Below are 26,836 nucleotides of genomic sequence, written 5' to 3'. Positions count from 1 at the left end.
GGCGACAGCCGCCGCGAGCCCGGGCAGGCGCCAGGACGAGGCATGAAGCCCAAATGAGGCGCGTGACAACGGTAAATCAGCCCAAACCTGGGGCAAACCCTGGTTGAAATTCGGCGTTTAGGGCTGGCATGGGGTTTGCACTAATAGAAACGCCGAGGCGACTGGCTTCGGTGCATTACAGGAGTACCCCCACCATGACCACCCCCACCACCCTGCGCCTGCTGACCCTGCCGGCCATCGCTCTCGCGCTGACGGCGCTTACCGCGCCCGCCCGTGCCCAGGAGTCCACCACCGCCGTCGACCAGGCCATGCTGCGTGAAGCCCAGGGCGACTACCAGCTCGCCGATGGCCGCACGCTGAGCGTGCAGGTCGGTCTTCGCCGCGTTTCGGTCGGCGTCGATGCTCCGCCGCTGCAAAGCTGGCGCGCCGAAAGCAGCGACCTGATCGTCAGCCCCGACGGCATGCGCCGCGTGCGTCTGTTCCGCAACGCGGACGGCACGGTCGACCGCATCGCTTTCGAGACCGATCGCGTCACTCGTTGAGTCTGATGCCGGGTGTCCGCCGGTGCGGGGTGTCGCACCCGGCCGGACCTCCCGGCTCAATGCGCCATCGCGAAGCGCATCACCGCATCCATCACATCCAGCGCTGACGCCGTGCCCATCTGGGCATCCAGCGAAGCCACGCCGTGGTCCGCGCCGCGCACGCGCCGGAGCACCATCCTGCCGCTGCAGCTCGTCCACGTGTCGACGTTGCCTGCGGTCGTGAAGCCGCTTGCATCCAGCGACTCGCCGCAGGCCTGGTTGACGCGCGCCTGCTGCTGATGAAACTCGCCGAGGACGACGGGGTTCACCCACGCCTCAATGGATGACCGTACCAGCGTCGGACTCACGTTCCACGTCATCGACTCCCAGGCGCCGGCGGTCTGCATGACGCTGTCGCTGTCGCCGATGATGCCCATGTAGGGCGGCGCTGCCACGCCGGGCGCGCAAGGCGTGCCGGGCTGGCCGAAGGTGGCCGACGCGGGACCGGCCAGCGACACGTAGCGGTTGAACGTGGCGGGCGACTCGCACCACATGCGGTTTGTCATCGCGCCGCCCATCGAGTGGCCCATCAGCGTCACGTCGGCCAGCCCGTACTCGTTGCGGATCTTGGCGGCCAGCGCCTGCAGGAAGCCTTTGTCATCCTGGCCGGAGGTCATCGCATAGTTGCTCCAGGTCGTGGCGCCCGGGTTCGTCACGATGTGCTGCCCCTGCGGCACGACCAGCACGACCTTGTTCGCATCCAGCCAGGCCCAGTTGATCGTGGCCGGCGTGGTGCCAGTGGCGCTGGCATTGAGCCCGACCTGGTAGGCCACGGCGTTCAGGTCGCCGCCGCCGCCGTGCAGCAGCACGATGGCACGCTGCGCGCCGGCCGTGCGGTACACGTTGACCGCATGCGGATAGCCCGCCACGGTGGTGGATAGCAGCTGGTCCGTCGCGGTCGGGGGTGGAGCGGGCGTCACCGTGTCACCACTGCTGCCGCCACCGCCACCTCCGCACGCCGCCATCAGCAGGCTGGTGGCCAGAGCGAGGCCGATGGAGGTGCTCGAAATCGTCTCGGATGAGGTCATGCGGCATGCTGCCACCGCATCCAGCGCCAAAGGTTGCATCGCGGGTTGCGGTGCTTGCGGTGTCTGACGAGCGACGGCCGCTGCAACGGTTTGTCATCGTTTCGCCTGCGGGCGGTGACCGTGCCGGTCCCTAACATCGCGCCATGACCCGCATCCTGATCGCCGACGACGAGGCCGAACTGCGCGGCCTGCTGCAGCGCTACCTGACCGAGCAGGGCCTGGCCGTGCGCGCCGTGCCCGACGCTGCCAGCGCCGCCCAACTGTTGTCGCGCGAGCGCTTCGACGTGCTGGTGCTGGACCTGATGATGCCCGGCGAGGACGGCCTGAGCCTGTGCCGCCGGCTGCGCGGTCAGGGCGAGACCATCCCCATCCTGATGCTCACCGCCCGCGGCGACCTCGTCGACCGCGTGCTGGGCCTGGAGATGGGCGCCGACGACTACTTGGCCAAGCCCTTTGCGCCGCGCGAGCTGCTCGCGCGCATTCAGGCCATGGTGCGGCGCCAGCATCAGCTCGGTGCCCACCTGGGGCCGGCGGGCGAAGAGCCGCTCAGCTTCGGTCTGTTCACGCTGTACCCCACGCAGCGCCGCCTGGAGCGCGACGGCGAGGCCGTGGAGATCAGCACCGTCGAATTCCAGCTGCTGCGTGCGCTGGCCAGCCAGCCCAACCGGCCGCTGGGCCGCGAGAAGCTGCTGGTGATGGCGCATGGCGAGGACCACGGCGTCAGCGACCGCAGCCTGGACGTGCAGGTCATGCGGCTGCGCCGGCTCATCGAGGTGGACCCAAGTGCACCGCGCCACATCCAGACCGTCTGGGGCCTGGGCTACGTGTTCATCCCCGAGCCGGACCGCCGATGAAACTGGGCCTGTCCACGCTGTTCGGCCGCAACCTGTGGCTCATCGTGGCCCTCATCGTCATGGGCCAGATCGTCAATGCGCTGGCCTACGGCCAGTTCATCGCCAAGCCGCGACTGCGCCAGTCGGCGGAGGCGACGGCGCGCAGCCTGCAGGCCGTCGCCGAAGGCCTGAGCCTGCTGCCGGACGATCAGCGCGCCGGCTTCGTTGCCCGCTTCAACGCGCGCGCCGGCTCTGGCATGGACGGGCCGCGCCGCGCGCGCGCCTCGCTACTGGAGCGCAGCTACCTCTCTGAGCTAGCGACGCAACTGGGCCTGCCGCCCGAGGCGCTGGCCTGGCGCCGCGAGCCCGGCGGCCTTATCGCCGTGCGGCTGCCCGACGTGCCGTTCTGGCTGGTCGTGCCGTCCGTGCAGCCGGCACATCGCTTCGCGCGAACCTGGATCATCGCCAGCGCCGTCAGCGGTGCGCTGGCGCTGCTGGGCGCCTGGCTCATCCAGCGCCGCATCAACCGACCGCTGGCCCGTCTCGTCGAGGCGACGAAGGCCGTGGGCGACGGTCAGCGGCGCCTCGTGCTGCCCACTGACGGCCCGGCCGAGACGGCGGCGCTGGCGCGCGGCTTCAACGACATGGCCGCCGCACTGGCGCGCGACGAGGAGGAGCGGCTGCTGATGCTGGCCGGGCTATCGCACGACCTGCGCACGCCGTTGGCCAAGATCCGCCTGGCCAGCGAGATGCTGCGCGACGCTGGCCAGGGCGACCCTGCGCTGCTCGACACGCTGGACCGCAGCCTGCACGGCCTGGACGGGCTGTTGACCCAGTTCCTCGACTACGCGCGTGCGGCTCATCCAGCCGAGCAAGATCTGCCGCCGGTGGACATCGGGCTGCGCGAGTTCCTCGCCGAGTGCATCGCGCTGGCGCCGGGGCTGCCGCATCCGAGCCTCGCCGACGGCGCCGAGGTGCGGGTGCGAGCGCGGCCCCAGGCGTTGCGGCGGCTGGTGCTCAACCTCGTCGTCAATGCGCAGCACCACGGCGCGCCGCCCATCGAACTGGCCTGCGGGGACACGCAGGGCGCCGCGTGGATCGAGGTGCGCGACCGCGGCCCCGGCATCGCGCTGGACCGTGTCGACGAGCTGAAGCGACCCTTCCAGCGCGGCGACTCGGCGCGCGGCGGCAAGCCCGGCTCCGGGCTGGGCCTGGCCATCGTCGAACGCATCGCGCGCTCGGAAGGGGCCGCATTGCAGCTGCTGCCGCGCGATGGCGGCGGGCTGGTGGCGCGCGTCAGTTGGGCTTGAGGGCCACGAAGCGGTACTCGTGCTGCGCGTCGCGCAGCACGAGCGTGGGCGCGCCGGCCTTGTCGTCGCGCAGGAACTCGATGCCTTCGACGCCCGGATCGATAGTGATGTAGCTCTGCGTGCCGTCTTCGTTGCGGCGCAAGGCGACTTCACTGCTCCAGTGGTCGAACTGGAAGCGCAGCTTGCCGGCCCGTCGCGCGATCTTGATGTGGCCCAACTCGGGGCTGGCATAGGCGGCCGCCATAGGCTTGATCGCATCGGCCGGCACGGGCAGCGTCAGCCGTCCGCGCGTCTGGGCGGCTTCGGCCTTGCGGTTTGCCACGGCCACCTTGAGGCGTTCATCCGCCTCGGGCAGGCCGTCGAACACGACTTCCAGCAACTTGCGCAGCAGCGGTCCGCGCAGCAGCACGCCGGCATCCGAATTGGTCAGGATGGTGGCGCCGATGCCGTACTCAGGCAGCCAGATCATGTTGGAGTGGAAGCCCAGCAGGTCGCCGCCATGCGAAGCGACGGTGATGCCGTATTGCGTGTCGATGAAAAGGCCCATGCCGTAGTTGACGTCCTCGCTGACCATCACCTGAGGTTTGTAGCGCTCGGCCCAGTTGGCCTCGCCGATCAGCGGGCGACCCTCGGGCGTCCTGCCCTTGTTCAACTCCATCAGCACGAAGCGGCTGAAGTCCCTGGGCGACGTCCAGACCCCGCCGGCCGGGCGGGCCGGGATGACGGTGTCGTTCAGGTCCATGCTGGCCCGGCGCGTGTGGCCGTCGATGTCGTCGCCGTGCGGCATCGCATGGTTGCCGCGCAGTGCCTTCGCACGGTCGAAGGTCGTGTCCTTCATGCCCAGCGGCCCGAACAGCAGCTCCTGCATGGCCTCGTCGTAGGCAGCGCCGATGTCCTTGCCCGGCTTGAGCGCGGCGGCGGCGATGTAGCCGCCAGCACTCACCATGAGGTTGCTGTATTGGAAGACCTCGCCGAACTTGCTGGTCGGCTTCATCGTGGCGAGCTGGTCGAACGTGGTGCTGGCCGGCGCGCGGCCATCGGAGAAGATCCAGTCCATGTCCTGACGCGGCATGCCGGTGCAGGCGCAGACGAGGTGCCGGATCTGCACGCTCTTGGTGACGTCAGCGTCGGCGAGGCGGAAGCCCGGATAGGCCTCGGCAGCGGGCTGGTCCCAGCGCAGCTTGCCAGCGTCGACGGCGCGGGCCAGCAGCGCGGTGGTCATGGCCTTGGTGTTGCTGGCGGCCATGAAGAGCGTGTCGGCGTCGACCTTGGCCGGCTTGCCCAGTTCGCGCACGCCCAGCCCACCGGCCCAGACGACCTGCCCGCCGCTGATGAAGCTCAGGCCCACGCCCGGCACGTCGAGCTGCTTCATGCCGTCTGCGATGAAGGCCTTGAGCTGCTCGACGCGCTCCGGCGTCAGCGGCCGGGCGGTGCGGCCGGCAAAGCTCTCGCGCTGGTAGCCCTGAGGCCGCAGGCTGGCGAAGAACTTGCCGATGGGCGCGCCGCGCTTTTCCAGCGTGCCTTCACCGGCCTGCAGCAGCAGCACGACCCAGGCCTTGCCGTCGCCGGTGCTGGCGCGCCGCGCGATGGCCTGGATGGTGAGCTTCTCGTTGGGCGACGTTTCGTAGTCGAAGACCTGCTGGTCTACCCAGCCGTTGCGGCTGGGTCGCGGTGTGGCCAGGCGCAGCGTGCGCCGGAAGTCGGGCTGTACCCGTGCCCAGGCCTGCGCGACGGCGTCGGCCGCATCCTTGGCGGCCGGCAGATCAACGACCGTCACGGTCGCGTCGCCCTCCGGGGCGGTGAACGTCAGCAGGTTGCCGGCAACGCTGGCCGCGAAGGCTTCTGGCGGCGAATAGCTGTGGCCGGAGGATGTGGTGTCGGCGCTCGCGCCGAGTGCGGCGGCGAGCAGGGTTGCGATGAGTAGACGACGCATGGTGGCTCCCTTGAATTGGGAGCCATGCTATGGCCGCCGATCAGGAAGCGCTGATAGTCACAGTCACCGTGCCGGTCGACGTCTGGCCCAGGTTGTCCTTCAGTGTGATGGTCAGCGTCGTCTTGCCTGCCACCGGCTTGGCCCAGCCGATGGCAATGCCACCGTTGGTGCCGGCGAAGCTCATGCCGCTGGCGGCACCGCTGATGCTGATGGACAGCGAGCTGGCGCCCGGCGCGCTGTAGCCGATGGTGCCGCTGAAGGCCTTGCCCGCCACGCCGGTCAGCGATGCAGTCGTCAGCTTGGGGGCGGTGGTCACGGTCGTCGACGAGGTCGTTGTCGTCGTGCCACTGGTCGTGGTGGCGGAGGTCGCCGCACTGAGCGTGGTTAGCAGCGAGGTCGCGTTGGGCGTGCCCCATCCGGTCGGCGTGTCGTAGCCAGTCTTGGCGGTGCAGGTCGTGCAGCTGCCGTTGGCGCCGGTGGCCACGTCCTTGAAGGCGGCCGCGTACTGGGTGGGCACGGCGCCGATCTGCTGATAGAGCGCTGCATGCGGCTGTCCGAGCGCCGCCTTGCCGCCGGCCGCGCGCATCGAATTGGCGACGGCCAGCAGGCCGGCCCATTGCGGCGTGGACAGGCTCGTGCCGCCGGCGCTGACCCAGCGCGCCGCCGTCGTGCCGGGCGAGATGACCGCCACGTACTGGCCCGAGTTGGGATTCGCGTTGAACGCCACGTCGGCCACGGCGCGGCGGGCATAGCCGCTGATCGTGCTGCTCTGGTAGCTGGGCAACGCGGTGTAGGCGCTGGTGCCGCCGCCGGTGCCGCTCCACGTCGTCTCGGTGCGCGTGCCGCTGCCGCTCCAGGTCAGCGTTGTGCCGCCTACGGCCACCACCTTGGTGGAAACCGACGGCCAGGACACCGCTGCGCCGTTGTCGCCGGTAGCAGCCACATAGCTCATGCCGCTGGCGCCGAAGACGCCGTCGTAGCTGGCCGTCCAGCTGCCCTCGCCCGCGCCGAAGCTCATCGACACGACGCCCGCGCCCATCTTGTTGGCGAGCGCCACGGCATTGGACAGGCTGGCCACGCCGGCGTCCGGCGCCTCTATCAGCACGAGGCGGGCCAGCGGCGCGGTGGCATGCGCCCATTGCACGTCCAGCGCGATCTCGGTGGCCCAGCCGCTATCGTAGGCCGGGGCGGTGCTGGTCAGGTTGGCGCCCGAGCTGTAGGCGACGACCAGCTCACAGCCCGATGTGGATGCCACGGCCAGGGGCAGCGTCGTGCTTGCGGCCAGCGTGCGCGTCGTGCACGTGGGCAGGCCGAACTTGGCGTTGAAGGCGGCCAGTTCGGCGGCGACGTTGGGGTCGTGCTTGGCGTTGACGATATAAATCGTCTGCCCGGCGCCCAACTGGGCTGGCGTGGCGTTCGCCAGCGCCGGCAGCGCGTAGGCGGCGCGGATCTGGGCCGGCGTGTAGGTCGTGACGGCCGTCGTCGTGGCCATCGGCAAGGCCTCACCGGTGGCGGCGGCCAGCGCGCGCGGGCGCAGCGCATCGTCAAGCGCGGCCAGCGTCAGCCCCTTGGTCGCGACGCCCGCGTCGGCCAGCGCTTGGTGCGGCGCCTCGCCGTCCTGCGGCTCACCCAGCTCGACGGCGGCGAGGTGGAAACCGGGCAGGGCCTCGACGCCGGCGGCCTCGTCAGGCGTGTCCAGCTGCACGCTCAGCGCGACAGGGAGCGTCACGTCGCTGGCCTGCAGTGTGGCCGTGTCGGAGCCGGCAGCACCACCGCCCCCGCCGCAGGCCGTCAGGGCCGCGGTGGCGAGGAGGCTGAGGGTCCAGGTGAGGCGGGTGTTGCGCATGGCCGTCGTCTTGCGGTGAAGAGGGCCACGCCGGACGAGGCCTCGCGGCCCCGGCGGCCCCGCTGCCCTGGCACCTGCGTGCTGCAAGTGCGGTAGGCCGGAAGCTTTGCGTCCCCGCCTTTCGACGGGTTTGCCCTCTGGGTTGGTAATGCGGCGCAGTCTAGGCGGGCCGCCCTTCAACCGGCTGCCGGCACCGGGCGCCGGTTGTGACTTCTGCCGCGGGGCTGCGCTAGCCCGCGCGGCGACCGAGCGCTTCCAGCTGGCGCAGCCAGCGTTTCACGCCCGTCTCGCCGAGGCCATCCACGCCACCCACCAGCGTTTCGTGGATGGGACCGATGCCGACGAAGCCGAGGATGTTGCGTTCCAGCGACCTGACGCTGTGCGCGCGGAAGACCCAGCGATACACCAGCGCCGGCATGCCCATCGTCACGACGACGCGGGCCGAGCGGCCGCCTAGCAGCTTGCGGCCGAGCGGGTTGCCCTCGACATAGTCGAACGCGAAGCCCGGCCGGGCGATCTGTTCGAGGAAGGCCTTCAGCAGCGCCGGCATGTCGCCCAGCCACAGCGGAAAGACGAGCACCAGATGCTCCGCCCAGCGGATGCCGTCCTGCGCCGGGTGCAGTGCTGCCGGCACCTCGCCGTGCTGCCAGTCCCGAGGCGAGCGCAGCAACGGGAAGTCGAGCTGGGCGACATCGACGGTGCGCACTTCATGCCCGGCGCGCCGGGCGCCGGCGACATATGCGTCGGCCAGCGCATGGCACAGGTGGCCGCCCGCGGCATCGGGGTGGGCCTGGATGAGGAGGACACGGCGTGGCATGGCGCCATGTTGGCGACCGTGCGGCTCCGCGTGTTGATGTTGGTCAAGCGGCCCTCAAGCCGTGTTGCCACATGCATGCCATGTCGAGCCGAGACAATCCTTCGCCTCTGCCCGTTGCGCGCCGCCATGCCCGGTTCCTTTGTCGTGTTCGACTCCCTCTCCCGACAGCTCGTCCAGTGGATGGCGCCGCGTCATGCCATCGACTTCGGCGCCGGAGCTGGCAAGTTCGGCCGCCTGCTGCGCGACGTAGCGCCCGGCTGCCGGACGGTGGCAGTGGAGCCCGAGGCGGCCTACGTGGAGCGTTTCAGTCTGGCATCGCTCTACGACGAGGTGCAGGTGCGCACGGCGGCGCAGTGGCTGGCCGACGGCACCGAGGCCTGCACCGACCTGGCCATCCTGGGCGACTGCATCGAGCACATGCCCAAGAGCACGGGCCTGGACCTTCTCAATGCGCTGGCCTACAGGGCGGCCTACACGCTCGTCATCGCGCCGGAGTTTCTCGTGCAGGGCAGTGTCGATGGCATCGCAGGCGAGGCGCATGTGTCGGTGTGGAGCGAGCGCGACCTGCACTGGCACGACCTCTGGGCGTTCGACAACTGCCGTGCGATGTCGATCTTCCTGCTGCGCGGCTACCTGCCGGCCACCGTGCCGTTGCGTGAGCTGGTGGCGCGCGTGAACGACGCCCAGCTGCCGGTGCATGAGTTCCACGATACCGCGAGCCTGGTGCGGCCGGCGCGGCTGCGGCTGGTGGAGCACCCGCGCGAAGTGGCGTACCGCCTGCCATGAGACCGCCGCCCAGGCCGGCCGCGGCCGACCGCGTCTTCATCAGCATCGCGTCGTACTGCGACCCGATGCTGGCGTTCACGATCACCAGCGCGATGACGCAGGCCAGCCGGCCGGAACGGCTCGTGTTCGGCCTCGTCGAGCAGCAGTTGCCGGAAGCCTGCGTGCAACTGCCCGACGCCTGGCAGCGCCAGGTGCGGCGCGTGAACATCCACCCGCTGGAGGCGCGCGGACCATGCTGGGCGCGGGCCATCGCGATGTCGCTGTACCAGGGGGAGCGCTGGTTTCTGCAGATCGACTCGCACATGTGGTTCGAGCCCGGCTGGGACGAGCGGCTCATCGCCTGGGGCGAGCGCTGCGCCGCGCTGAACTCGCGCAGCCTCGTCACGACTTACCCAAACGCCTTCACACTGCGTGACGGCCAGCCCGTAGCCGAGATCGCGGGGCCGGAGCTGCTGGCCTTCGTCGTGCGCGGCGACCAGCAGTTCGGCGTCGATCACCCGGTGCTGATGTTCGAGGCCGTGCCAGTGGCCGGCCGTGCGCCGCTGCCCACGTTCCACATCGGCGGCGGCTGCCTGTTCGGTCCGGGGCGCATCGTCGCCGAGGTGCCGTACGACCCGTTCCTGTATTTCCATGGCGAGGAGCAGGCGTTCGCATTGCGGGCGTGGACGCGCGGCTGGGACCTGTTCCACGTCCCCGGCCTGCCGATCTATCACCAGTACGTGACGACCGGCAGCACGCGGCCGATGCACTGGTCGCCCGAGCTGGACGCGCAGCGCCGCGTGCGCTCGGCCGAGCTGTCGGAGGCTGCCAACCGCCGCATGGCGGCGCTGCTATGGACCGGCGCCGACCTCGGCGTCTACGGCCTTGGCACCGTGCGCAGTCTTGCGGACTACGCGGCCTTTAGCGGCATCGACTATGCGGCCCGCACGATCGCGCCGCAGGCCTACAAGGCGCGCTACGGGTACTGAGGCACCGCCCGACAGCGCGCCGCCTGCGCCTGCCTACATCTGCCGGAACAGGTGCGCGCAACTCTCGGCAACGAGCAACGTCTCCGTGCCGTGCTTGAGCTTGATCTGCATGCGGCCGCGGAAGTCGCGGCTGACGCTGGCGATGGCGTTCACGTTGACGAGCGTGGAGCGGTGGATCTGCCAGAACTGCTGCGGGTCGAGCTCGTCGATGAGCTCCTTCAGCGGCTTGCGGATCAGCGCCTCGCCGTCCTTCAGCGCGAGCCGCGTGTACTTGTTGTCGCTCTGGAAGAACATGACCTCGTCGACGGTGATGAGGCGCAGCGTCTGGCCGACGGACGCATTGATCCAGCGCAGCGGCGCGCGTGCGGCGGACGGCGCCGGGCGCGCGCCGAGCTGGTCCAGCACGCCGCCGAGCGGCGCCGGTGCCTGGCCCAGGCGGGCTTTAAGCCGCGTGACCGCCGTGAACAGCCGCGCGCCGTTCAGCGGCTTGAGCAGGTAGTCCACCGCTCCCTGGTCGAAGGCATCGATGGCGTACTGGTCGTACGCGGTGACGAAGACGACATGGGCCCGACCGCCCACCTGCCGCGCCACGTCGATGCCGGTGGCGCCGGGCATCTCGATGTCCAGGAACAGGATGTCGGGCTGCTGCTGGTCCAGCAGCCGCAGCGCCTGCAGCCCGTCGGCGGCCTCGCCGACGATGCTCAGCTCGGGCCAGAGCTTGTCGAGCTGCTCGACGAGCTCGCCGCGCAATGCGGCTTCGTCTTCGGCGACGACGGCGGTGGGCGATGTGAGGCTCATGGCAGGTCCAGCGCGAATTCGGAGCGGCCGTTGCCGCTGTGGCAGGTCAGCCGCGCGTCCAGCACGTCCAGTCGCTCGCGCAGCGAGGCGAGTTCGGCGTCGTCCTCGCACATGCCGTCGATGTCGAAGCCGAGCGTCAGCGGCGGGCCGGCCACCAGCCAGCAGCGCGTCGGCCGGCCCAGCCGCAGTGCGCGCTGCACGAGTGGTAGCAGCAGCATCGGCGGCAGCGTGATCGGGTGAGTGCCCAGTGTGGCCTCGAAGGTGGGCGGCTGGCCGTTCAGGTCGCACAGCAGGTCGAGATAGCTGGCGATCAGCTCGACCTCGCCGGCCAGCGTCACGCCCGTCTCGCGCAGCCGCGGCAGCGCCACGCGCAGGTGGCGGATGAGCCGCTCCAGCCGCGCGCTGGCGTCCGGGTCGTGCCGGTCATAGGCCTGCTCGATGGCGACCAGCGCGTCGAACAGCAGCGTTGGGTCGACCTGCGCCTGCAGCGCGGCCAGGCGGGCGGCCAGCGCGTGGCGGCGCAGCTGGCTGTGCTCGCGCAGCAGGTCCTGCGCGGCGCGGGCCTGGCGGCGGCGCAGCGTGCCGAACTCCAGCACGCCCACGATCATCAGCGCCGGCATGAACACCCACAGCGTGTCGCCGATGAGGCCGGACAGGCGGAAATCCATGCACTTGAACTTGCCCTCCGTGCGCGCGTAGATCTCGCACAGCGACGGCCAGGGCAGGGCCTGCGTCAGCGGGTAGACGACGACGATCGTCAGCATCGAGCCCAGCAGCGTGGCCGCGACGAGCCGCCAGCGCCGCGCCGGGTGGATGGGGCTGCTGCGCGCGGCCGGCAGCCAGCACAGCAGCAGCATGGAGCAGCTCATCAGCGGCACGAGCAGGTGGCGGCCGAGCACCTGGGGTAGTTCGTCGCCGACGTTCAGCTCCAGCAGCGAGCCCAGGTCGATGGCACCGAACAGCAGTGCCGCGATGACGAAGACCAGCGCCTCCTGCGGGCGCAGCGAGCGCCAGGAGCGCAGCACGTGGGCGATCACGCCAGCGCCTCGGCAGGCAGATTCACGCGGGCTACAACGCCACGCGGCTGGGCCGCCTCCAGCTCCAGCGAGGCGGAGTCGCCGAAGCGGGCGGCCAGCCGCGCGCGCGTGTTGGCCAGCCCCACGCCCGCGCCGCCGCTGGCCGCGCCGAAGCCCTGGCCGTTGTCGGCCACCTCGATGCGCAGGCTGCCGTCGTCGGCCCGTCCTGCGCGGATTTCGATGCGCCCGCCCTCCGGCAGCGGCGACAGGCCGTGCTTGATGGCGTTCTCCACCAGCGTGGGCAGCACCAGCGTGGGCAGGTGCGCCGACAGCAGCTCGGCTGGCGCGTCGATGTCGAACGACAGCCGCTCGCCCATACGCATCTGCAGGATGGCCAGATAGTGGCGCACCAGCGCGAGTTCGTCGGCCAGCGTGGACTCGTGGCGGCGCATGCCCGGCAGGGCGGCCCTCAGGTAGGCGATGAGCGCCACCAGCATGTGGCGGCCGCGCTCGGGCTGCGTCTCGTACAGGCGCTTCACGTTGGCGAGCGTGTTGAACAGGAAGTGCGGCTCAATCTGCGCGTTCAGCGCCATCAGCTGCGCTTCGGTCTGCTGGGTCTTCAGCGCTTCTCGCTCCCGAAACAGCTCGGTCAGCTGTTCGCGGCCCTGGCGCTGCGCCAGTCCGACGCGCAGCAGCGCGTAGGCGGTGCCGCCCAGCAGCATCCACAGCGCGACCGTGGAGGCGGTCCAGCCCGCATCGATCACCATGCCCGGGTTCTCCAGCCGGGCCACCTTGAAGCGCAGCCAGGTCCCCAGCGCGGCCCCCAGGCCCACGGCCGTGGCCTGCACGGCCAGCGCACCCGGCAGCGGCCAGCGCCGCCGCGCCAGCACGGCCTCGGCCAGCGCCACGGCCAGCATCAGCGACAGGCCCGTCAGCAGCGATTGGCGGTTCATCCGCACCAGATGGAACAGCCCCTCGAACGCATCGTCGCCATCGCGATACCAGGCCAGCGTGCGCGACAGCGCGTGCAGCAGACAGAAGTAGTAGACGCCCGCGAGCATCCGCAGATTGCAGATGCGGCGAAAGGCTTGCAGCGGCGTCGGCTCTTCCATGCGGCCATTGTCGGCCGCTGCTGCGCAGCGCCGGGCGGCGTGCGACGAACCCGGCTCAGCCGCCCCTGGCCGCGGCAATCAGCGCCTTGAGTTCCCGTTCGGAGGCCTCAGGGTCGCCCAGGTTGACCTCCAGCAGCCGGCGCAGGTGCGTGATGGATTCGAGGTCGATGGTGCGGCATTGCACGCCCGCATGGGGGCCTTCCACGTGTGCCAGCTCGCCGCCCATCTCGATGACGATGCCGTCGGCATCGCTGCCCAGCGGCAGCCGGACGAGGCAGGGTCTGCCCACCGGCACGGCCGCGCCGGCGGGCAGCTGCAGCAGTGCGCCGTTGAGTGAGATGTCGATGACCTTCACCGGCAGGCGGGCGTCGGTGGTAATCAGCTCGGCGCCGGCGGCAAAGGCGACGCGGGCGAAGTGGCGGCGTTCGGTGTTGATGTTGCTCTCCCGGTGACAGAGCCGACGAGCTTAGACGAAACGCGCCCTTGCGCCACTCGGGACCGGCGCGTGTCAAGGCGCAACGGCGGCCACAACGTCACGCCGGCTGTTTATGCTGGTCGCCCACCCGACCCCCAAAGGAGCCTCCATGTCCGACCGCCGCCAGCACCTGCAACACCTCGCCGCCCTCGCCGCTGCAGCGGCCGTGCCCGCCTGGGCCGCTGACGACAAGGACGCCACTTACGACGAGGACTCCATCCTCAAGGCCGCCACCGACTTCTTCGGCCAGACGACCGAGGGCCTGGCCAAGGTCATCGAGAAGGCGTTCAAAGAGCAGGGCCGGCCCAATGCCTATGTGAAGGGCGAGGAGGCGGGCGCGGCGATCACCGTGGGCCTGCGCTACGGCGAAGGCGAGCTGCTGATGAAGGGCGGGGGCGGCGGCAAGGTCTTCTGGGCGGGCCCGTCCATCGGCTTCGACCTGGGCGCCAATGCGTCCAAGGTGTTCACGCTGGTCTACCACCTGCCCAAGGCGGCCGACATCTACCAGCGCTTCCCCGGCGTGGACGGCAGCCTCTATTACATCGGCGGCGCGGGCATTAACTATCAGCGGCTTAAAGGCATCACGCTGGCGCCCATCCGCCTGGGCGTGGGGCTGCGCGCAGGGGCCAGCGTGGGCTACATCCACTACCGTCGCGAGAAAAGCATCAACCCCTTCTGAATTGGGGCCTTTGGCGCGTTCGCCGAAGAAACCCGCCACGCTCTGAGGCCGGTCAAGGACAACACGAGCGCCGCCGGGCAGGCTCTGTGCCTTCGGTGGGATGCCCATCGAAAAAATCAAAGTCGGGCTGCGTCGTGGCGGCGTAGACTGTTTTTTCATCCAGTAGTCGAGGCCCCCGTGAGCAGCATCACCGACCTGCCGGTGCAGGACATTTCCAGCGAAGTCCTCATCGAGAAATACGCCAAGGGCGGCGAGCAGACGCCCGACGAACTTCGTGAACGCGTGGCCCGCGCGCTGGCCCAGGCTGAGAAGCCCGCCGAGCGCGCGCAGTGGGCGGCCGCCTTCCTGGATGCCCAGCAGCGCGGCTTCGTGCCGGCGGGCCGCATCATGTCCGCCGCGGGCACCGAGCTGTCGGCGACGCTCATTAACTGCTTCGTGCAGCCGGTCGGCGACGCCATCGCCAGCGCCGAGGATGGCGTGCCCGGCATCTACACGGCGCTGACCGAGGCCGCCGAGACGATGCGCCGCGGCGGCGGCGTCGGTTACGACTTCAGCCGCATCCGCCCGGCCGGCGCCTGGGTAGGCTCCACGCGCAGCCATGCGTCGGGCCCGATCAGCTACATGCGCGTGTTCGACCGTTCGTGCGAGACCGTCGAGAGCGCGGGCAGCCGCCGCGGTGCGCAAATGGGCGTGCTGCGCTGCGATCACCCCGACATCGAGGCCTTCATCCACGCCAAGGACCAGGGCGACCTGCGCAACTTCAACATCTCGGTCGGCGTGACCGATGCCTTCATGGAGGCTGTGCAGGCCGACGGCATGGTTGAGCTGGCCCACAAGGCCCAGCCCAGCGCCGAGCAGATCGAGGCCGGCGCGTACCAGCGTGGCGACGGCCTGTGGGTCTACCGCAAGGTGCGCGCCCGCGCGTTGTGGGACCAGGTCATGCGTTCCACCTACGACCACGCCGAGCCCGGCGTGCTGTTCCTAGACCGCATCAACGCCGACAACAACCTGCATTACTGCGAGACGATCGCGGCGACCAATCCCTGCGTGACGGCCGACACCTGGACGATGACGAGCGAAGGCCCGCGCCAGGTGGCCGACCTGATCGGCCGGCCCTTCCACGCCATCGTCGACGGCAAGGCATACGCGACCGAGTCCCAGGGCTTCTTCGCCACGGGCGTGAAGCCGGTGCTGCGGCTGCGCACCCGCGAAGGCCATGAGTTGCGCCTGACCGGCGACCACCCGGTACGCCGCGTGACGCGCAAGACGCGCTATCTGGTCGAGGCCGAGTGGGCCGCTGCAGCCGACGTGAAACCCGGCGACGAGCTGATGCTGCACGACCACCGTGCCCTGCAAGGCTGGGACGGCCCGCGCAGCGAGGCCGAGGGCTACCTGCTGGGCCTGCTGATCGGCGACGGTACGTTGCAGGCCGACAAGGCCGTGCTGTCCGTCTGGGCTCCCGAGCTGAAGGCGGTCGGCAGCGACGTGAGCCACCGGCCCGCCAGCGTCGACGGCGTCATGCGGGCCGCCGAGACGGCCATGCAGGCAGCCATCACGAGCCATGCCGATTTCCGCGGCTGGCAGCGCCCGGTGGCCGGCCGCGGTGAATGCCGCCTAGCCTCCGCCGGCCTGCGCGACCTGGCGGCAGCACTGGGCGCCACGCCTGGGCACAAGCGCATCACGCCGGCGATGGAAGCGACGTCGTCGGAATTCCATCGCGGGCTGCTGCGCGGCCTGTTCGACGCCGATGGATCGGTGCAAGGCGCCCAGGACAAGGGCGTCAGCGTGCGGCTGACGCAGGCGGACGTCGAGCAGTTGCAGGCTGTGCAGCGCATGCTGGCGCGGCTGGGCATCGCGTCGACGATCTACCGTGACCGCCATCCGGCAGGCCTGCAGCGCCTGCCCGACGGCCGCGGCGGCGAGCGGGACTACGAGCGCCGTGCCGTGCACGAACTGGTCGTCAGTGGCGACAACCTGCGGCTCTATGCCGAGCGCGTCGGTTTCGAGGACGGCGCCAAGCAGTCGCGCCTGGACGAATTGCTGGGTGGATACCGCAGTGAGCTGAACCGCGAGCGCTTTACCGCCACCGTGGACGCTATCGAGCCGGCCGGCGTTGAGGCGGTCTACGACGTGACGGTCGAGCATGTCCACGCGTTCGACGCCAACGGGCTCTACGTGCACAACTGCGCGGAGCAACCCCTCCCCCCCTACGGCTGCTGCTGCCTCGGCTCCATCGACCTGACGCGCTTCGTGCGCGACCCGTTTAGCGCCAGGCCCAGTTTCGACGAAGCCGGCTTCACCGACGTCGTTGCCGTTGCCACGCGCATGCTGGACAACGTGCTGGACGTGACCCCCTGGCCGCTGCCCGCGCAGGCACAGGAGGCCGCCAACAAGCGCCGCGTGGGTCTGGGCTTCACCGGGCTGGGCGACGCGCTCGTCATGCTGAACCTGCGCTACGACACGCCCGAGGCGCGCGACATGGCGAGCCGCATTTCCGAGCTGATGCGTGATGCTGCCTATGCTGCCAGCAGCGACCTGGCCGCCGAGCGAGGCAGCTTCCCGCTCTTCAACGCGGACCTGTACCTGTCCGGCGGCAGTTTTGCGTCTCGCCTGCCGCAGCCGCTGAAGGACAAGATCCGCACGCAGGGGCTTCGCAACTCGCACCTGCTGTCCATCGCACCCACCGGCACCATCAGCCTCGCGTTTGCCGACAACGCCAGCAACGGCATCGAGCCTGCGTTCTCGTGGGCCTACACGCGCAAGAAGCGGCTGTCGCAGGCCGAGGGCGGTGGCTTCAAGGAGTACCAGGTCGAGGACCATGCCTGGCGGCTGTATCGGCACCTGTTCGGTGCCGACGCACCGCTCAGCGAGGCCTTCGTGACGGCCCTCGAACTGAGCGCGGCCGACCACGCGGCCATGGTCGCCGCGGTGGCGCCCTACATCGACACGTCGATCAGCAAGACCGTCAACGTGCCGGCCGACTACCCCTACGAGGACTTCCAGGATCTGTACCTCCAGGCGTGGCGAGCCAAGCTCAAGGGCCTGGCCACCTACCGGCCCAACAGCGTGTTGGGCTCGGTGCTGTCGGTCACGCCCGAGGTCAAGCAGCCCGAGCCTCTGAAGGCCGACATCGACGGCACCAACCAGCGCCTGAAGGTCGAGCGCCTGCCGAACGCCGTCGTCGCATCGCTGCGCTGGCCCAGCCGGCCCGAGATGCCCGGCGGCAACCCGGCCTGGAGCTACCTGATCCAGCATCCGCATGGCGACTTCGCGCTCTTCATCGGTGAGCTGCCGCTGGACGGGCCGGATGGCGGCCTGTTCGGCCGCAACCTGCCATTCGAGGTGTGGGTCAACGGCGCCGAGCAGCCGCGCGGCCTCGCGGCGCTGGCCAAGACTCTGTCCACCGACCTGCGCACCAACGACGCGGCCTGGCTGCGCCTGAAGCTTGACGCGCTCGCCACGGTGGCCGAGGAGCGCGCCTTCGAGATGCCGATGCCGCCGGCCGGCGAGAAGCGGCTGTTCCCCGGCGTCGTGGCGGCCACGGCGGCGGTCATCCGCTGGCGCTGCGAGCAGCTCGGTGCGCTGGCCGAAGGCGGCCCCACGCCGGTGGTGGACGCGATGTTCAGCCGCAACGAGCCGCGCACCGGCACGTCCGGCACCCTGGCCTGGGCGGTGGACGTGGACAACCCGGCCACGAACGAGCAGTTCACGCTGACGCTGAAGGAAGTGTTGCTGCCGACGCCCGAAGGGGGATCGGTCACGCGGCCTTGCGCAATGGGTTTCTCAGGCAACTACCCCAAGGCGCTGGACGGCCTGGCCCGCCTGCTGAGCCTGGACATGCGCGTCATGGACCCCGGCTGGATCGCGATGAAGCTGCGCAAGCTGCTCAACGTCGGCGAGCCGCTGGGCCACTTCATGGCGCCGGTGCCGTCACTGACGGGTGAACGCCGCCAGCAGGTGTGGCCATCGACGGTGGCCTATGTGGCGCGGCTGATCATCCATCGCTATGCGATGCTGGGCATCCTCGACGAGGCCGGCCAGCCGCTGACGGACATGGGCCTGCTGCAGACGCCGGCCCCCAAGCTCGCCGCGGCGGCCGGCGCGCTGCAGGTCCAGGCCGGCAAGCCCTGCCCGGAGTGCGGCAACGCGACGATGATTCACAAGGATGGGTGCGATTTCTGCACCGCTTGTGGGTACGTGGGCCAATGCGGGTGAATTGGAACGGCGCTGGGCGCCTCACGTTGTCCGGGACCCCATAAGCTGCAAGTTGGACCCCATAAGCTGCAAGTCTGGACCCCATAAGCTGCAAGCTTTTCGGGGTGGCCGAGGGGCCCAGCGTCAGAAGTAACAGCCCGCCGCGGCTTTTCAAAACCAGGCCGTCAGCATTAGCTTGCTGACGGCCTTATTTTTTGGCCGGGAAATGGAAGTCACGAATCATCTGCAGGAAAGGCGCCTGAATAAATCCGAACACAGGCTCTGCCCGAGCTGCATGTGGCGTAAGGTATTCCAGAAGCGAGAAATGAAGAGCTTTTCCGGACTTTGCGCGAATGCCTGCGAAATTGGCGGCCCTGAGCAGTGCGCATAGATATATATAGCCGTCGAAGTCAAAGAATTTCAGAGCGTTTTCTAGCTGGCTGGCCTCTGCTCCGTCTGTAGGGATCTCGTCATCAAGCCAATACTGCCCAACGATCGGGTCTAACGTCTCTTCGTCAAGAAATGGTGCTAGTTCTCTGCTGCTGATGTTTGCATCGAATATCGTCCAAATCGGGTGATCGAGCCAGCGCGTCGCATTGCGGCCGGTGTGATGGGAATCAACCGCCGCCACCAAATCAAATCCATACCTCCCTCGTGGTCCTCGAGTTGGAGCCCGGTCGCCCCGAAGATATTGATACATCAACTTTGAATTGTTGATTTCGACGTCACCTGCCGGGGTGGCAGAGAAGCGCTTGGATGCGCCAGAGGCCGAATATCCCGTGTGCAGCAAAACGGCATACGCCCAAGCCATGCCTCGGAGCCCGTCAATGCGCCCAGCGAGAGTGGGCTGCTTTAGCTGATCCGCACCAGCTGGCTGTAGACCGTTCCCATCGCTCTCACTTATTTCATCCGCCACAGTCGGTCAACTCTCATCGGTGTTTTGGCTGGCATTGTGCATAACACCGCGCTCGGGTGCAACCAAGCGTGACTGTGCGTAATCTGCGAAGCGTTGACGCAATTGCTTTGTGGGGTCGACCTGGTTTCCAGTCGAGATATGGATCTTGTGGCGTATGGAAGGCTATATGAACCAAGATGATCGTGATGATTTGAGGTGCTCGCTAAATGAGCAGTACGGGCCATTGATCAACGGAAAGCAGCTGGCGTCGCTGTTGAAGTTTTCTTCAATGGCAGCTTTCAGGCAGGCATTGAGAAGGGGAATGTTGCCGGTGCGGGTTTTTGAAATTCCAGGGCGGAAAGGGAAGTTTGCTCTGACTGGCGACGTTGTGCAATGGTTGATCGATATTAAACCTAAATAGTTGAAGGAGTTGTGGTTTGGATCTGTGTGTGAAAGATGCGAACGCTGCATTCGGTGGCGCCGAAGACGCAATCCTTGCGATTGAATACCCAGAAGGTGATCGAATTAGATCGCGAAAGGTTATCTCCAGATCGAAGGCGCGCGGTTCTGGCAAATATCCAAGCTGGAAAATGGGGCGAATGATCCATTGGGAGTCTCCTCATGAATTGAACGCCTTCAGACTTCTGGATGCAAATTCCGCGGTTTTGGAATTCGCCGAGCAACCACTGGTAATCAAGTACCGCCTCGACGGTGTGGAGCATGAGCACTACCCGGACATCCGGGTCACCACGCGACAGGGTAAGGAGTTGTGGGAGGTGAAGACAGCCGAAGACGCCGCAACGCCAGAGGTGGCCCGGCGTACCGCGCTCATGTCAGCGGCACTGCCAACCCTCGGCTACGTTTATCGAGTTGTTCACGCAGAGGATCTTGGGCGTCGGCCCCGGCTCAAGACCGTGCTTGAGGTACTGCGATTGGGCCGCGCAGACATCCCGGCGGTCGAACGCGAACGGCTGCGAGTCACGTTTGAGCGGGCCCCCAACTTGACCTGGGGAGATGTCAAACGCGGCGCACTCGGCGCAAAGGGTCAGTACTTCGCTTGCCGCCTGATTCTGGAAGGTGCCATCGCGCTTGACCTGACGACTCCCATCTTGGACAGCCGGCCGCTGACATGGCGCGGTCAGCAAGCGGACTTTTCCAATCCGGCGGAGTCGAATCAATGAAGATCAACGTCGAGAAGTTTTCTCGTGCGGCCTTCGACGAATGGAGTGTCTCCACTGCGCTGTTTGAGTTCCTCAACGGTCAGCGGTGCCGCGCGTTCGCCCTGATGGGCGGTGTGCCGGCCACGGTGTTGGCGGTCAATGTCGATTCAAGATTTTCTGCGGCGCGGCTCTATGAGCTTTGTGACCAAGCGGCTGCCCGTTATGGCCTCCCGCAGCAAATTTGGACGGACTGCAGACTCGAAGGAATGAGTCTGCACCTCGAAGACTGGGGTTTTGCCAACTGCGTCGCGATCAGCCACCAAGCCAGGCATGGCAGGAGCAAGTCCGGATTGCAGCTCGAACGTTGGCTGGGCAAAACAATCTTGAGGTTTGGGGCATTTGAAAGCATCGAGCAGTGCAAGCGCGTTATCGAGCAATCGCTCCATGGTCCCAACGGCTTGCTCGTACGTGCCGGTCGACGATGCCATGCGGACTCAAAGCCGTCACCGCGCGCGCCGCTGACGGCTAGCAGTTCCCGCGCGGAGCGGTCTTGGCGATGCCTCGCGTCGAATGAACGTACTGAGATCGACTCGACGCTGATCGAAGTCGTGCATGTGCTGCGACATGCAGCCCGGCCGGAGAGGTTGCCGGCCATGCCGAGTCCCCGATCCGACCAACACCCTTTTGACGAGGAGCCTGGTCGTGGCGACAAGGAGGTTTGAAAAGGACGCAAGCTTTCGCATCGACGGCATCGAGTTCGTCATGCGCAGGAAGCTTGACGCTGAAATGTGGCAAATCGAAGAAACGAAGACCGGTCGACTTCACCAAAAGTCCGAAAGCGAACTCAGGCATCTCTATGTCGATGGCCGACTGAGCTTTACCCAGGAGGATGCTTCTTACAAGGGCGCAAAGATCGGAAAGGTGCATCGCGAAGTCGCGCAGCCGCTCATGGAGCGCGCCAAGGTGCGACGCTCCTACGCGGTGGAAGCGGCCAAGGGACCGTCGTCAGAGACAGCATTGCGAGATGTCGCCGCGCGGGTATGGGCCAAGATCGGAAAGCCCGCGACGCCACCTCACTGGACGACGGTCTCTCGCTGGAAAGCCAAGCTTTTGTCCGCCGGGATGGATATCAATGCCGTCGTTGCGCAGAATGAGAAAAAGGGAAACAGAACAGAGCGCTATGAAGATCGTTTGATCGAATTCGTCGAAAACGCCATCGAGAAGGTCTATCTCACGAAAGAACGAAAGACGATTCAGGACACCATCGATGCGGCCGTGACTGCGGTGCGGCGGGAAAACAAGCTGCGCCCAGAAGAGGATCAGCTTCCCCTCCCACAGCGGAGATTGGTCAAGCGATTGATCAACGAAATCTCTGCCTTTGACCGATGCCAGGCCAGATACGGGCGCGAAGCAGCCGTGCGGCGCTACCGATCCGTCCAACGGCACCGGACTACGGATGGGCCGCTGGTGCGCGCAGAGATCGACCACACGGTGCTCGACATCATGGTGGTCGACGACACCACCGGTCTGCCGCTCGGCCGACCGTTGTTGACCGCGTGCATCGACGACTTCACCCGCTGCGTGCTCGGTATTTCGATCGGATTCGAGCCGGCGAGTTACCTGACCGTTGCACGGTGTCTCAAGCACGCGTTTCTTCCGAAGTTGAACACGCGGGCTGACTACCCCGAGGTCGTCCAGGACTGGGATGCGCATGGCGTCATGCAGGAGCTTTGCATGGACAACGGGGCCGAGTTCCACAGCGATAGCTTGGAAACGGCCTGCCTCACGCTGGGCATCGAGATCCACTACGCGCCCCGGAAGACCCCTTGGTTCAAAGGAAAGATCGAACGATTTCTAGGTACGTTGAATTCATCGCTCCTCCACGGGGCTCCCGGGACCACGTTCTCGAACATCTTCGAAAAGGATGACTATGACCCGTCGAAGCACGCGGTCGTGCGCCTGAGCACGCTGCGCCACATTGTCATGAAATGGATTGTTGACGTGTACCACGAGCGTCCTCACCGAAGTTTGAAGGTGCCCCCCGCCCAACTCTGGAGGTCGTCGGTGGCCCTGGAAGACATCCAGTTGCCGGACGACCCTGCCCAACTGGATGCGATCCTGGGACGACGAGTGCAGCGATCTCTATCGCACAAGGGCATTGAACTGGACGGCTTGTTTTACAACTCGCCGGAACTGACGACGCTTCGCCGTGAGTTGGGCGAGCGTCTGGAGGTCGAGATCTGCATCAACGACGGCGATATCGGCTCCATCACGGTGCTCTCTCCGGACAAGAAGCGCATGTTTGTTGCACCAGCGTTAGCGCTGTCCTACGCGAAGGGCATGACGGCGTGGCAGCACAAGGTCTGCAAGCGGCATGCAGCGCTGCAACTCGGCAAACACGACTCGGCAGGATGGCAAGAGGCCAAGACGGCCATCGCCGAGATGATCCACCAGGAATTCAACTGGAAGAAGAAAACCAAGCCTCGCGGCACAAAAGCCCCGGCGAAGTCGGCCAAGCGGGTCGGCCGATACATCACGGGCTCGAGTTCGTCGCCTGCGGTGCAAAGCGCGCCTGCCGACGCGGGAGCGGCTCTTCCGACCACCAGCGTGGCGACCTGCCCATCGACAGGTCCGAACGAGCCCGTCGAATCGCCGCCAACGGCTCCGGCCATGCCGCCGATTCCGATGCCGACGAAGACCCTCAAGTTCGCGCCGGTGAAGCGGCAGCGTCAAGAAAGCACATGGAAGGACGAACTCTGATCAATGAAAATTCGAACGAACGACGACATTCGGCGTGTTGTTGAGAGCACGCTCATTCCCCACACCGCCTTTCAATCTGCGGTCCAGCGCCTTCAGCAAGGGCTCGACTACAGCCTTGGCTCGTCAGAGCCGATCTGCCTGGCCGTCGTGGGGGAGTCCAGAACGGGAAAATCGCGTGTGCTCGAGGAGGTCGAAAGCACCCGGCCGCGCTCGCGCACTGCGAACGGTGCGGTGGTTCCCATCCTGCGAATCCGTGTCCCCTCGTCACCAACGGTCAAGGGTTTGGCGGAACTAATGCTGCGGGCGCTGGGCGATCCGAACTGGGAGAAGGGAACTCAGAACAACAAGACGGCTCGGCTGCAAACCCAGATGAAGAAAGCCGGGACCATCATGCTGATGCTGGACGAATTCCAGCACTTCTTCGATAAGGGGACCCAGAAGATCTTTCATGACGCCGCCGATTGGCTCAAGATCCTTGTCGATGAAACCCGCGTGACCCTGGTGGTTTGCGGCCTGGAGAGTTGCCTGCCGGTGCTGTTGCGCAACGAGCAGTTGTCGGGCCGCTTTCTCGCACCCATCTTCATGCGGCGCTTCAACTGGCTCGACGACGGCGATCGAGAAGCCTTCGTCGGCATACTGGACTCATTCACCGTGGCGGTGTCGGAGCATTTCGACATGCCGGATCTGAGCGGTGAGGGCATGGCCTATCGCTGTTGGCTTGCGACCGGGGGGCTTATGGGCTACCTCACCAAGTTTCTGCGTCAGGTCGTCTGGACAGCCTGCGACGAAGGGGCGCGCAAGATCACCCTGGAAGACCTTCGCAAAGCGCACCAACTGTCGGTCTGCAGTGCGACAGAGATGGCACAGGAGAAGTCGCCTTTCAGCCGATCGTTCTCGGCGGAGCCGACGCAGGAGGCCATCTCCATCGCGTTGTCGCTGGGCGAGCATGTCCAGAGCGTTCAGCCTGAGCGCCCGTCCCGCCGTCAAAAGGCACCGGCCAAGCCGTCTCTGGCGCAGACGCTGGCGGCGACCTGAGGCTCGCTCGGCTGACGCCGAGCGAGCGCATCGTTTCACCGTACCCGATTCATGCCCCTTCTTCTGCGAACTCCCTCACCGCGTCCGACGGAGAGCCTGCTGGGCTATGTGCTGCGCCTCTCCGAGGAGAACGGCTACGACTCGCCCTGGCATGTTCTCGTGCAGGCCGGCATTCATCAAGGTGAGATGGCCTCGCCAGGCTTTCCTCACCACAAGCTTTCCTCCCTGACGGGGCGGCCCCTCACGGCCTACGAGGCGATTGCCTATCGAGACTCCGGCAAAACGATCGGGTATCAGTTGTTGGGCCACCACCTTGGCGACTCGTCAGCGTGTCGGCCACTGCGGCTGCGGCACCCGGCATTTTGTCCCTGCTGCGCCGATGAGATGGGCTTCATCGACGCGTTCTGGGATCTGGGGATCGTGATTGCGTGCCCCAGGCACCGAACGGTTTTGACGAAGGCCTGCCCGGTCTGCGGCCTGGGGCTGTCCTGGTTCCGTCCTGGGCTTTTGCAGTGCAAATGCGGCGCGGACCTGCGCGAAGCTGTCCGTCCCGGCGCAAGTGACGCGGTCGTCGGGTTAATGGAAGCGCTGCGATCCAAGTTGCACGGGGAACTGCCATCGCCATCGGCGCCGGGATTGCTGCCATCTGGCGTGTTGGCGATGCTCTCGCTGAAAGAGCTTGTCGCGCTCGTTCGGCAACTCGGCAGCTTCGCGCTGCTGGCGGCATCAGGAAGCTCGGAGGGCAGCGACGAGGCCATCGTTGAAGCGGCCGCCGAATCGCTCGCCGAGTGGCCCATGCAGTTCCATCAACTGCTCCGCAAGCTGGGCGAACTGCCGGGTGCGAAGACGCACTCTCCCAGCCTCGTTGCGAGGCTGGGCGTGTTTTACTCAACCATGCTGAAGGGCAGGCCTGAGCATGCATTCTTGCGCGGCGAGTTTATCCAGTTTGGCGCGCAACAGTGGGGAGAGGGCCTCGTCGATGCGCGGATGCTGTCTGTGGGTACAGATCCGCGATTCACGTCTCGGGCGGCGCTGGCGCGTCGCACAGGCATCGATCCTCGGACCTTGTCCAAATGGGCTGAAGAAGGAAAACTGTCGATCAAGGCCGTGGAAAGCGGGAGCCGAACGCGATACGTAGCCGACGCTTCGGAACTGCCCGCGAAATCCGACGCGCCAGGCCAAATCATCGAGGAGAGGCTCGCAGCCCGACTGCTCGGGATCCCTGTCGCGGTGTTGGCCGCATTGAAGGGATCGCACTATGTGGCCGCAAACAGCCCCGCCATGAAGCGGGGGTACCACAGCGCAGATGTGGAAGTCTTTCGGTTGAAGCTTCTGGGCCGTGCTGCGACGGCTGGCCCGCTGGCTGTGGACGTACCGGCTCGCGACACCATCACGCTGGACGCTGTCATGAGGCAGACGCGTTTCGGCGGCGCCGGCCACAAGGCGGCCTTCCTCGGGAGTTATCTTGACGGCGACGTCGAGGGATTCCGCGTGCCTGGCAGTGGTCAAGCCGAGCTTGTGTTCCTGCGGTCGACGGTAGACGCCTATGCTCGAGCGAGCCGGGCCTCGGGAGCGTCCATCTCGCGGACGGATGCCGGCAAGATGCTTGCGTGCAGCACTGCGGTTGTCGTTGCACTGGTGGCTGGAGGCCACCTTCACGCCAAGTCGGTGCCACACGGGCGGGTGCTGAAGGCATCGGTCGACTCCTTTCTTGAACGGTATGTGCCGCTGCCGCTGATAGCCGTGGACTTGCGGACCAAGGCCGCGACGTTGTTGCACCTTTCTGAGCAAGCGGGGCTGACCCTTCTGCGAATCCCGGCTGGGCGAGGGGGATGCGCGGCCTTCGTTCCGCGAGAACAAGCATCCCGACTTCGGGAATTGCGGCCAGCACATCGCGGGCGTCTGCGACCATCGCCTGGCGAGGCGCTCAGGCGGTATCTGGAAGATCTCGCGCGCTCCGGCGTGAGGCTTCCTCGCAAAGGCAACGTTCCCAATAAAGCCGAGATCGCGCGTGCGTGTGGTTTCGATCGTGGCTTGTTCTCGAAGGATGCGGAGATCGGCAGGCTGCTGCAGCGCGCCAATCATGATGATGGGCTTAGGTTCCAGTTGTCGATCACCGAATCTCCGGAGTTACGCATAGAGCAGTACCTTCAGCGGCTGACGGCGAGTGGGCTGCCCTTGCCGCGGCGAGGCGCGAAGCTGAACAAGTTGCAGATTGCGCAGGCGTGTGGCGTCAACAGGAACGTCCTGCACGCTAATCCCGAACTTCTTCAAATGCTCGACGCGCACATCGACGCACGCCCTGGTCCCGCAGCATGATGGCCAGCGCTGGACCGCTCGAAATCCCGCCGCCGCTCTCAACAATGGATTGGATCCGTCCATGCATGTCGACCACGCCAAGAATGAATTGCTGGGGAAGTTGCGCCAACTTCTTGGGCAGAGCGGTGAGCCCGACAGCACGATAGATCTCGCGGCCTGGCTTGGGGCATAGCTCAAGGACCCCTTGATTGAGCTCGGCGGGGCAACGCCGGCGCAGGTGATGCGCACGGCGTCGGGGCGGCACCAACCGGCGGCGCTGTTGGGACGGATGCGCCGAGGCTTGTCTGGCTG

22 protein-coding genes and 1 riboswitch are annotated in these 26,836 nt (G+C 67.0%); of the genes, 13 read left to right on the top strand and 9 right to left on the bottom strand.

All coding sequences use genetic code 11. The annotated features are described in order from the left end of the window. Window positions 1-194 precede the first annotated feature (194 nt). Complete coding sequence (locus tag LXT13_RS18700; protein WP_233373467.1) at window positions 195-542, top strand: hypothetical protein; 348 nt, start codon at window positions 195-197, stop codon at window positions 540-542. 56 nt (window positions 543-598) lie between these two features. Here LXT13_RS18700 and LXT13_RS18695 read toward each other — a convergent pair whose 3' ends face one another. Continuing rightward, complete coding sequence (locus LXT13_RS18695; RefSeq protein ID WP_233373466.1) at window positions 599-1,609, bottom strand: alpha/beta fold hydrolase; 1,011 nt, start codon at window positions 1,607-1,609, stop codon at window positions 599-601. A 143-nt stretch (window positions 1,610-1,752) separates the two neighbouring features. Here LXT13_RS18695 and LXT13_RS18690 point away from each other — a divergent pair, with 143 nt between their 5' ends. Continuing rightward, on the top strand, window positions 1,753-2,463 hold the full coding sequence (locus LXT13_RS18690; protein ID WP_233373465.1) for a response regulator: 711 nt from the start codon (window positions 1,753-1,755) through the stop codon (window positions 2,461-2,463). Further along, window positions 2,460-3,752: an ATP-binding protein gene (locus LXT13_RS18685; RefSeq protein WP_233373464.1), complete on the top strand. Its 1,293-nt coding sequence runs from the start codon at window positions 2,460-2,462 to the stop codon at window positions 3,750-3,752. The genes LXT13_RS18690 and LXT13_RS18685 overlap by 4 nt, the downstream gene beginning before the upstream one ends. On the opposite strand, the gene LXT13_RS18680 is transcribed toward LXT13_RS18685, so the two are convergent. From LXT13_RS18680 to LXT13_RS18670, 3 genes are all read right to left on the bottom strand, one after another. Further along, window positions 3,739-5,685, bottom strand: coding sequence for a serine hydrolase domain-containing protein (locus LXT13_RS18680; protein ID WP_233373463.1), 1,947 nt, complete (start codon window positions 5,683-5,685; stop codon window positions 3,739-3,741). The genes LXT13_RS18685 and LXT13_RS18680 overlap by 14 nt on opposite strands. A 40-nt stretch (window positions 5,686-5,725) precedes the next feature. Continuing rightward, window positions 5,726-7,531 (bottom strand): S53 family peptidase, encoded by a 1,806-nt coding sequence (locus tag LXT13_RS18675; RefSeq protein ID WP_233373462.1) that lies wholly within the window; start codon window positions 7,529-7,531, stop codon window positions 5,726-5,728. A 49-nt stretch (window positions 7,532-7,580) separates the two neighbouring features. Continuing rightward, window positions 7,581-7,676, bottom strand: a riboswitch (cyclic di-GMP riboswitch). Between the two features lie 84 nt (window positions 7,677-7,760). Further along, window positions 7,761-8,348: an NAD(P)H-dependent oxidoreductase gene (locus tag LXT13_RS18670; RefSeq protein WP_233373461.1), complete on the bottom strand. Its 588-nt coding sequence runs from the start codon at window positions 8,346-8,348 to the stop codon at window positions 7,761-7,763. Window positions 8,349-8,474: 126 nt separating this feature from the next. Here LXT13_RS18670 and LXT13_RS18665 point away from each other — a divergent pair, with 126 nt between their 5' ends. Both LXT13_RS18665 and LXT13_RS18660 read left to right on the top strand, forming a co-directional pair. After that, window positions 8,475-9,134, top strand: a complete 660-nt coding sequence (locus tag LXT13_RS18665) for a class I SAM-dependent methyltransferase (RefSeq protein WP_233373460.1) — start codon at window positions 8,475-8,477, stop codon at window positions 9,132-9,134. Then, window positions 9,131-10,102 (top strand): UDP-N-acetylglucosamine-transferase, encoded by a 972-nt coding sequence (locus LXT13_RS18660; RefSeq protein WP_233373459.1) that lies wholly within the window; start codon window positions 9,131-9,133, stop codon window positions 10,100-10,102. Before LXT13_RS18665 ends, LXT13_RS18660 begins: the two co-directional genes overlap by 4 nt. 33 nt (window positions 10,103-10,135) lie before the next feature. On the opposite strand, the gene LXT13_RS18655 is transcribed toward LXT13_RS18660, so the two are convergent. The 4 genes from LXT13_RS18655 to LXT13_RS18640 are packed head-to-tail and all read right to left on the bottom strand — an operon-like array spanning window position 10,136 to window position 13,464. Then, the gene (locus LXT13_RS18655; RefSeq protein WP_233373458.1) at window positions 10,136-10,900 is read right to left on the bottom strand and encodes a LytR/AlgR family response regulator transcription factor; all 765 of its coding nucleotides are present in this window, start codon (window positions 10,898-10,900) and stop codon (window positions 10,136-10,138) included. Then, entirely contained in the window at window positions 10,897-11,937 is a 1,041-nt protein-coding gene (locus LXT13_RS28830; RefSeq protein ID WP_233373457.1) for a histidine kinase, read from the bottom strand. The genes LXT13_RS18655 and LXT13_RS28830 overlap by 4 nt, the downstream gene beginning before the upstream one ends. Continuing rightward, on the bottom strand, window positions 11,934-13,028 hold the full coding sequence (locus LXT13_RS18645) for a sensor histidine kinase (RefSeq protein ID WP_233373456.1): 1,095 nt from the start codon (window positions 13,026-13,028) through the stop codon (window positions 11,934-11,936). Before LXT13_RS18645 ends, LXT13_RS28830 begins: the two co-directional genes overlap by 4 nt. Window positions 13,029-13,083: 55 nt before the next feature. Continuing rightward, entirely contained in the window at window positions 13,084-13,464 is a 381-nt protein-coding gene (locus tag LXT13_RS18640) for a PilZ domain-containing protein (RefSeq protein WP_349254847.1), read from the bottom strand. Between the two features lie 148 nt (window positions 13,465-13,612). Here LXT13_RS18640 and LXT13_RS18635 point away from each other — a divergent pair, with 148 nt between their 5' ends. Together LXT13_RS18635 and LXT13_RS18630 are read left to right on the top strand one after the other, a co-directional pair. Then, window positions 13,613-14,182, top strand: a complete 570-nt coding sequence (locus LXT13_RS18635; RefSeq protein ID WP_233373455.1) for a DUF1134 domain-containing protein — start codon at window positions 13,613-13,615, stop codon at window positions 14,180-14,182. A 177-nt stretch (window positions 14,183-14,359) separates the two neighbouring features. Further along, window positions 14,360-18,397 carry an LAGLIDADG family homing endonuclease gene (locus LXT13_RS18630; RefSeq protein ID WP_233373454.1) on the top strand — a complete coding sequence of 1,346 codons (4,038 nt, stop codon included), beginning with the start codon at window positions 14,360-14,362 and terminating at the stop codon, window positions 18,395-18,397. A gap of 187 nt (window positions 18,398-18,584) precedes the next feature. Here LXT13_RS18630 and LXT13_RS18625 read toward each other — a convergent pair whose 3' ends face one another. Then, the gene (locus tag LXT13_RS18625) at window positions 18,585-19,187 is read right to left on the bottom strand and encodes a hypothetical protein (protein WP_233373453.1); all 603 of its coding nucleotides are present in this window, start codon (window positions 19,185-19,187) and stop codon (window positions 18,585-18,587) included. A 271-nt stretch (window positions 19,188-19,458) separates the two neighbouring features. Here LXT13_RS18625 and LXT13_RS18620 point away from each other — a divergent pair, with 271 nt between their 5' ends. From LXT13_RS18620 to LXT13_RS18595, 6 genes are read left to right on the top strand one after another with little or no spacing between them, the layout of a single operon-like run. Beyond that, window positions 19,459-19,692, top strand: coding sequence for a hypothetical protein (locus LXT13_RS18620; protein ID WP_233373452.1), 234 nt, complete (start codon window positions 19,459-19,461; stop codon window positions 19,690-19,692). Window positions 19,693-19,708: 16 nt separating this feature from the next. Next, window positions 19,709-20,452, top strand: a complete 744-nt coding sequence (locus tag LXT13_RS18615; RefSeq protein ID WP_233373451.1) for a TnsA endonuclease N-terminal domain-containing protein — start codon at window positions 19,709-19,711, stop codon at window positions 20,450-20,452. Beyond that, window positions 20,449-21,153, top strand: a complete 705-nt coding sequence (locus tag LXT13_RS18610) for a hypothetical protein (protein WP_233373450.1) — start codon at window positions 20,449-20,451, stop codon at window positions 21,151-21,153. The genes LXT13_RS18615 and LXT13_RS18610 overlap by 4 nt, the downstream gene beginning before the upstream one ends. Continuing rightward, window positions 21,134-23,191, top strand: a complete 2,058-nt coding sequence (locus LXT13_RS18605; RefSeq protein ID WP_233373449.1) for a Mu transposase C-terminal domain-containing protein — start codon at window positions 21,134-21,136, stop codon at window positions 23,189-23,191. The genes LXT13_RS18610 and LXT13_RS18605 overlap by 20 nt, the downstream gene beginning before the upstream one ends. Window positions 23,192-23,194: 3 nt before the next feature. After that, entirely contained in the window at window positions 23,195-24,226 is a 1,032-nt protein-coding gene (locus tag LXT13_RS18600) for a TniB family NTP-binding protein (RefSeq protein ID WP_233373448.1), read from the top strand. 51 nt (window positions 24,227-24,277) lie between these two features. Beyond that, window positions 24,278-26,545 (top strand): TniQ family protein, encoded by a 2,268-nt coding sequence (locus LXT13_RS18595; RefSeq protein WP_233373447.1) that lies wholly within the window; start codon window positions 24,278-24,280, stop codon window positions 26,543-26,545. Window positions 26,546-26,836 lie beyond the last annotated feature (291 nt).

The organism is Pelomonas cellulosilytica (genome assembly GCF_021353265.1).
Classification (GTDB): Bacteria; Pseudomonadota; Gammaproteobacteria; order Burkholderiales; family Burkholderiaceae_C; genus Pelomonas; species Pelomonas cellulosilytica.
Note: the sequence above shows the minus strand (reverse complement) of the source record. Positions and strands in the feature narration are given on the sequence as shown.

Excerpts from the sequence above, each read along its gene's own strand:
- LXT13_RS18675 (WP_233373462.1), bottom strand. The coding sequence starts at position 7,531 with ATGCGCAACACCCGCCTCACCTGGACCCTCAGCCTCCTCGCCACCGCG.
- LXT13_RS18690 (WP_233373465.1), top strand. The coding sequence starts at position 1,753 with ATGACCCGCATCCTGATCGCCGACGACGAGGCCGAACTGCGCGGCCTG.
- LXT13_RS18595 (WP_233373447.1), top strand. The coding sequence starts at position 24,278 with ATGCCCCTTCTTCTGCGAACTCCCTCACCGCGTCCGACGGAGAGCCTG.
- LXT13_RS18670 (WP_233373461.1), bottom strand. The coding sequence starts at position 8,348 with ATGCCACGCCGTGTCCTCCTCATCCAGGCCCACCCCGATGCCGCGGGC.
- LXT13_RS18680 (WP_233373463.1), bottom strand. The coding sequence starts at position 5,685 with ATGCGTCGTCTACTCATCGCAACCCTGCTCGCCGCCGCACTCGGCGCG.
- LXT13_RS18660 (WP_233373459.1), top strand. The coding sequence starts at position 9,131 with ATGAGACCGCCGCCCAGGCCGGCCGCGGCCGACCGCGTCTTCATCAGC.
- LXT13_RS18625 (WP_233373453.1), bottom strand. The coding sequence starts at position 19,187 with ATGGCTTGGGCGTATGCCGTTTTGCTGCACACGGGATATTCGGCCTCT.
- LXT13_RS18610 (WP_233373450.1), top strand. The coding sequence starts at position 20,449 with ATGAAGATCAACGTCGAGAAGTTTTCTCGTGCGGCCTTCGACGAATGG.
- LXT13_RS18685 (WP_233373464.1), top strand. The coding sequence starts at position 2,460 with ATGAAACTGGGCCTGTCCACGCTGTTCGGCCGCAACCTGTGGCTCATC.
- LXT13_RS18665 (WP_233373460.1), top strand. The coding sequence starts at position 8,475 with ATGCCCGGTTCCTTTGTCGTGTTCGACTCCCTCTCCCGACAGCTCGTC.
- LXT13_RS18620 (WP_233373452.1), top strand. The coding sequence starts at position 19,459 with ATGAACCAAGATGATCGTGATGATTTGAGGTGCTCGCTAAATGAGCAG.
- LXT13_RS18655 (WP_233373458.1), bottom strand. The coding sequence starts at position 10,900 with ATGAGCCTCACATCGCCCACCGCCGTCGTCGCCGAAGACGAAGCCGCA.
- LXT13_RS18635 (WP_233373455.1), top strand. The coding sequence starts at position 13,613 with ATGTCCGACCGCCGCCAGCACCTGCAACACCTCGCCGCCCTCGCCGCT.
- LXT13_RS18695 (WP_233373466.1), bottom strand. The coding sequence starts at position 1,609 with ATGACCTCATCCGAGACGATTTCGAGCACCTCCATCGGCCTCGCTCTG.
- LXT13_RS18600 (WP_233373448.1), top strand. The coding sequence starts at position 23,195 with ATGAAAATTCGAACGAACGACGACATTCGGCGTGTTGTTGAGAGCACG.
- LXT13_RS18645 (WP_233373456.1), bottom strand. The coding sequence starts at position 13,028 with ATGGAAGAGCCGACGCCGCTGCAAGCCTTTCGCCGCATCTGCAATCTG.
- LXT13_RS18700 (WP_233373467.1), top strand. The coding sequence starts at position 195 with ATGACCACCCCCACCACCCTGCGCCTGCTGACCCTGCCGGCCATCGCT.